This window comes from Mesorhizobium alhagi CCNWXJ12-2 (assembly GCF_000236565.1).
GTDB classification, from domain to species: domain Bacteria; phylum Pseudomonadota; class Alphaproteobacteria; order Rhizobiales; family Rhizobiaceae; genus Allomesorhizobium; species Allomesorhizobium alhagi.
The window spans coordinates 1-4,760 of the sequence record NZ_AHAM01000101.1 but is presented as its reverse complement, the minus strand read 5'-3'; the positions used below and the strand labels follow the sequence as shown (position 1 = coordinate 4,760).

The 4,760-nt window shown below is 60.1% G+C and carries 6 protein-coding genes; 4 read left to right on the top strand and 2 right to left on the bottom strand.

Going from position 1 to position 4,760, the window contains the following annotated elements; translation table 11 throughout:
- Positions 1-853, top strand: an 853-nt coding sequence (locus MAXJ12_RS12685; protein WP_008836279.1) for a DinB/UmuC family translesion DNA polymerase, incomplete at its 5' end; no start/stop codon positions are given.
- A gap of 146 nt (positions 854-999) precedes the next feature.
- Here MAXJ12_RS12685 and msrA read toward each other — a convergent pair.
- Positions 1,000-1,512, bottom strand: coding sequence for a peptide-methionine (S)-S-oxide reductase MsrA (msrA, locus tag MAXJ12_RS12680; protein WP_040586125.1), 513 nt, complete (start codon positions 1,510-1,512; stop codon positions 1,000-1,002).
- 504 nt (positions 1,513-2,016) lie between these two features.
- On the opposite strand from msrA, the gene MAXJ12_RS12675 reads away from it, so the two are divergent.
- From MAXJ12_RS12675 to MAXJ12_RS12665, 3 genes are all read left to right on the top strand, one after another.
- Positions 2,017-3,291, top strand: a complete 1,275-nt coding sequence (locus MAXJ12_RS12675) for a tyrosine-type recombinase/integrase (protein ID WP_008836277.1) — start codon at positions 2,017-2,019, stop codon at positions 3,289-3,291.
- A 205-nt stretch (positions 3,292-3,496) separates the two neighbouring features.
- Positions 3,497-3,706, top strand: coding sequence for a helix-turn-helix transcriptional regulator (locus tag MAXJ12_RS12670; RefSeq protein ID WP_008836276.1), 210 nt, complete (start codon positions 3,497-3,499; stop codon positions 3,704-3,706).
- Positions 3,703-4,206, top strand: a complete 504-nt coding sequence (locus tag MAXJ12_RS12665; RefSeq protein ID WP_008836275.1) for a hypothetical protein — start codon at positions 3,703-3,705, stop codon at positions 4,204-4,206. Before MAXJ12_RS12670 ends, MAXJ12_RS12665 begins: the two co-directional genes overlap by 4 nt.
- 251 nt (positions 4,207-4,457) lie before the next feature.
- Here MAXJ12_RS12665 and MAXJ12_RS37630 read toward each other — a convergent pair.
- On the bottom strand, positions 4,458-4,760 hold a 303-nt coding region (locus MAXJ12_RS37630), incomplete at its 5' end, for a hypothetical protein (protein WP_157999632.1).

The following is a 4,760-nucleotide window of genomic DNA, read 5'->3' as shown; positions in this document are numbered from 1 at the left end:
TGGTCTTCCCATCTCCGTCGGTGTCGCCCGCACCAAGCATCTGGCGAAAATCGCTTCCCAGGTCGCCAAACCGGACGGCCTCGTCGTGGTCAGTCCCGAACGCGAGCTCGAATTTCTCCACGATCTCCCCGTCGAACTGATGTGGGGCGTTGGTCCCGCCACCAAGGCGAAACTGACCGAACAGGGCATTGTCAGAATAGGCCAACTGGCGAAGACGCCGGGACGATCGCTCGAGAGGCTGCTTGGCCCTGCGGTGGGAGAGAAACTCGCGGCCCTGGCGTGGAACCGCGATCCGCGGGAAATCAGGACCCACCACCGGGCGCGCTCGGCTGGAGCGCAATCGGCGCTCGGCAGGAAACCGGCCGACGAACGGATCTTTCGGCCGACCCTGCTGCACCTCGCCGACCGGGTTGCGAGCCGGCTTCGCGCAAAATCCCTGGCCGGGCGGACCGTGACAGCGCGTGTTCGCTTTGCCGATTTCCATGCCGTCACCCGGTCGGTGACGCTCGACGCGCCGATTTCGGCAACGGCAATGCTTGCGGAAATCGCCGAAGAGCTTGTGCGCATCGCGCTTGCCGATCACCCGCAGGAGAAGACCATCTCGCTTCTGGCGATTTCCGTGTCGCATCTCAGCAAACAGGTGGAGATGCAGCTCGACCTTCCTCTCGGTCTCACCGACGAGCATCGCCGCCCGGGCACAAAGAGAGGAATAGCCCGTTGGACGGCGGACAAGGCCGTCGACAAGATCCGCGAACGGTTCGGATGGCAGGCGGTCGGCTATGGGTCGGCGACGCTGGAGATTTCCCGGTCCGTTCCCGACGAATTTCGCGAGCTTGCCGAAAAAGAATTGTAGCGGGAGCCTGTGGACGAAGCTCCGGTCAGGCGAGGGGCCGCCAGACTATTCCGGATTGATCCGGCCGTGCCAACCCCGGTTATGGACGAACCGGTTGAGATAACGCCTTTTGGAGAACGCCGATCGGTATGCCACAACCGCAGCTATCAAGCCTGGCGGATTTCTTCGCGCTTCGGAAGCTTCCAGTTCGGCCTCGGGAAATGGCAGGTGTAGCCATTGGGATAGCGCTCGAGGTAATCCTGATGCTCCGGCTCGGCCTCCCAGAAATCGCTGACCGGCGTCACCTCGGTCACGACGCTGCCTGGCCAAAGACCTGAGGCGTTCACGTCGGCAATGGTGTCTTCCGCAACGCGCTTTTGCTCGTCGTCTGTATAGAAGATCGCCGAGCGGTAGCTCGTGCCGACATCGTTGCCCTGGCGATTGTGCGTCGACGGGTCATGGATCTGGAAGAAGAATTCCAACAGATCGCGATAGCTGATCTTGGTCGGATCAAACACGATCTCGATCGCCTCGGCATGTCCTTCGTGGTTGCGATAGGTGGCGTTGGGCACATCGCCGCCGGTGTAGCCGACCCGCGTGGAAATCACGCCGGGATAGCGGCGGATCAGATCCTGCATGCCCCAGAAGCAGCCGCCGGCAAGCACTGCACGTTCCGTCATGGCCATCTGGACCTCCTCAGATTTGAGTTCGCCGCTAATATGGGCATTGCAGGCGGATATTGTCAGGTGCGAAGCGTTCCGTAGTCACGATCTGCGCGCTCGCTTCAGGCATTGCTGATGCACCTTCGCCTTCGATGTCAAACCGGGGAACTGAATAGTCGGATCGGCGGCTTCCAACGCCTTGTACATCATCAAGATGTCTTCGACTTCATCCCGTATCCAACTTTTCCGCCACGCAACATGCGCGGCCGGAGAGAGGACGGCAATCAGGACCGCCGTACCCGTGGCGTACCCAGAGCGGCTTTTTCAGAAAAAATGAGATTTGCTAAGTGTCTGAAAATGGTGGCTCCCCGGGCCGGATACAATATAGCGTCCATTAGCAACCATAGCGTACACCGTCTCCCCGGCAACCCGTTGAAAACAAACATATCGCTTGCCCATTGCGTCCATAGTGGTTAGCTATAGCACACTACCCAATAGCGGGGAAAAAGCGGGGAAAGCGATATGGGGAGCCATACCAGAAACGTCCTGACGGTGAAGTCAATTGCGGCCAGCAAGGCCGGCAAGCTACGTGACGGCGGCGGCCTGTGGTTGGTCACAAAGGGTAATGGCCGCTATTGGATCCTCGATTATAGACATGGTGGCAAGCGGCGCGAGTTAGGTCTAGGGCCGCTGCACAGTGTCGGTCTCGCCACTGCCCGCGACAAGGCCGAAGCAGCCCGCGCGCTAGTCCGCCAGGGCATTGACCCGATCGGACACAAACACGGCGTCGAGGCGATCGAGGCGGCCAAGGCCAAGGCCGCGGTAAAGACGTTCGGCGAATACGCGGACGACTATATTGCAGATGCCGTGAAGGCAGGTCGCTGGCGCGGCGCGAAGACCGAAGCGGGTTGGCGTAACACACTGACTAATCACGCGGCGCCCATCCGCGACAAAGCGCTGGTCGCTATCGACGTACAGGACGTGCTGTCGGTGATTCGGCCGCTATGGGGCATCAAGCAGGAAACGGCTGAGAAGCTGCGCGAGCGAATCGAGCGCGTGCTTGATTCCGCCAAGGTGGAAGGGTTGCGGGCAGGAGAGAACCCGGCTGCGTGGAAAGGCAACTTGGAGCACGTTCTCCACAAGCCGGACTCTCTCACCAGCACTAATAACCATCCGGCGCTACCCTATGAGCAGATGCCAGCTTTCATGAACAAGCTTGCGGCCATCGACGGCATGGGCGCTAGGGCGCTGGAATTCACAATCTTGACCGCTGCGCGGAGCGGCGAGGTGCGCGGCGCTGTATGGTCGGAAATTGACTTGGACGCGGCGATGTGGGCGATCCCGGCGCGCCGCATGAAAGAAGGCAAGGCCCACCGCGTTCCGCTGTCAGATGCCGCCGTAAAGCTACTTAAGGCGACGCCGCGGTTTCACGGTAACGACCTGGTCTTTCCGGCCGTGCGAGGCGGGGAACTTTCCGACATGACATTGGCGGCTGCCATCAAGCGCATACACGCTTCCGAACAGAAGGCGGGCCGAGAAGGCTTTGTTGATCCCAAGCAACTGAACGCTGACGGCAAGCCGAGGATCGCGACCGTGCACGGCTTCCGCTCGACCTTCAAGGACTGGGCGACGGAGGCAACTGATCACCAGACCGAAATTGCAGAAGCGGCACTTGCCCACGTAACTGGCACGGCCGTCGAGCGCGCTTATCGCCGTGGCGATGCATTGGCGAAGCGGCGGGCGTTGATGGCGGATTGGGCGTCTTATTGCGACAAAGCGCCGCATATCGAAAAATAGCTTGACATTAGAGGCGAATTGTCGGGTGAAATGTGCCTTGCTTTTCTAGGCGAAAACGCCTATACGGTTGTAATGGTTGGTTTTACCAGCCGCGTAGCCGGCGCCGAGAGGCGTCAGTCTTTCCCATACCCGGCCCAAACCCTTTAAATTCCCAAGAACCAAATTGAACCGCGCTCGGATTTTGTCCGGCGCCGGAGGAGGAACCATGCATTTCGACAATGACAACTCGCCGACTCTTGTTTCGCTTAACACCGCTGCGGCCATGACCAGCTTAAGCCGCACAATGCTGAATCGCTATCGCGCAGAGAAACGCTTCCCGGTGGCTGTATCACTCGGCGAGCGCCGTGTGGCATTCGTCAAAAGCGAAGTCCAACAGTGGATTGACCAGCGCATCGCGGCGAGGGCGGCAGCATGATTTCCGAGAAAGTACAGGAACGCATCGACGCACGGAAAGCCGCATCTGAATCCGTCAACGATAACGCACCTCGTCAGACCAGTGATTTTAAGCCGACCTTCGACTTCAAAGCCTATCGCGTCAGGTCAGTCGACTGCGCTGCAATGGCGGACGGCTTCACGCAGATTACGGTCGGATACTCGGCCGTGCGCGCGCCCCAAATCGTGTGGGCGATGGAGTTCATGCACGGCGCGGACGTTCACGGCGAGTCTTTCGTTTCGCCCCGGTTCCAAGCGTTTTTAAGCTCTCTGCATATGTCTAGTATCGATGACGGCGACCAGCTTGTTGGTCGGTATTTCGCGGTTCGCGACGGGGGCAATAAGCCCGACGAATTCGCGACGCTGGAGTACGCGTCAGCGTGCCTTCGGTGCGACATGGATGCCTATCAGTGCCGCCTTGCCTACGCTGCGCAGTATGCCGCGGACGAAGCCAAGGCGGGGGAATACCCCATTGCAGCCTAGAGTCCAACGATTCAAGGTGGCGGGCGAAAGCCCGTCACCTAGCGGCTTCCATAGAGTGGCGACATTCGACGTCGAACTCACTCCAGACATAACACTACTCGGTTGCCGCTTGGTTAGAACGCCGTCCGGGGGTCTTCAGGTTTACCCTCCTGACGCGAGAGACGGTTCCAAAAGTGCCGCGTTCGCACCGGCCTTCAGAGACCACATCGCCGATATCGCCGCCCTTGCCTTGGAGTCGTCCATTGTCCCCACTACCCCGCCCGCAGCTTAAGCCGTCCGATCCTATCCGCGACCACGTTGAAATGCTCCACGGCCTCGCCGAAGGCATCGATGGCGTCCTGGTCCTGTCCGTATTCCATGCATCGCCAACCGGTGAAACAGACCGACCGGGCACAGTGACGCGTCACGCTGTTGGTGATGTGGAAGGGATGCTGGCCGCAATAGAGGCGCAGCAGGGCGTGCCCGGCGCCAACATTTATGCTGGCCTCCAAGTGATGCGCAAAGGCCTCGCGCGCGGCAAGCGCGGCACGGAAACGGATATAATCGCGGTCCTC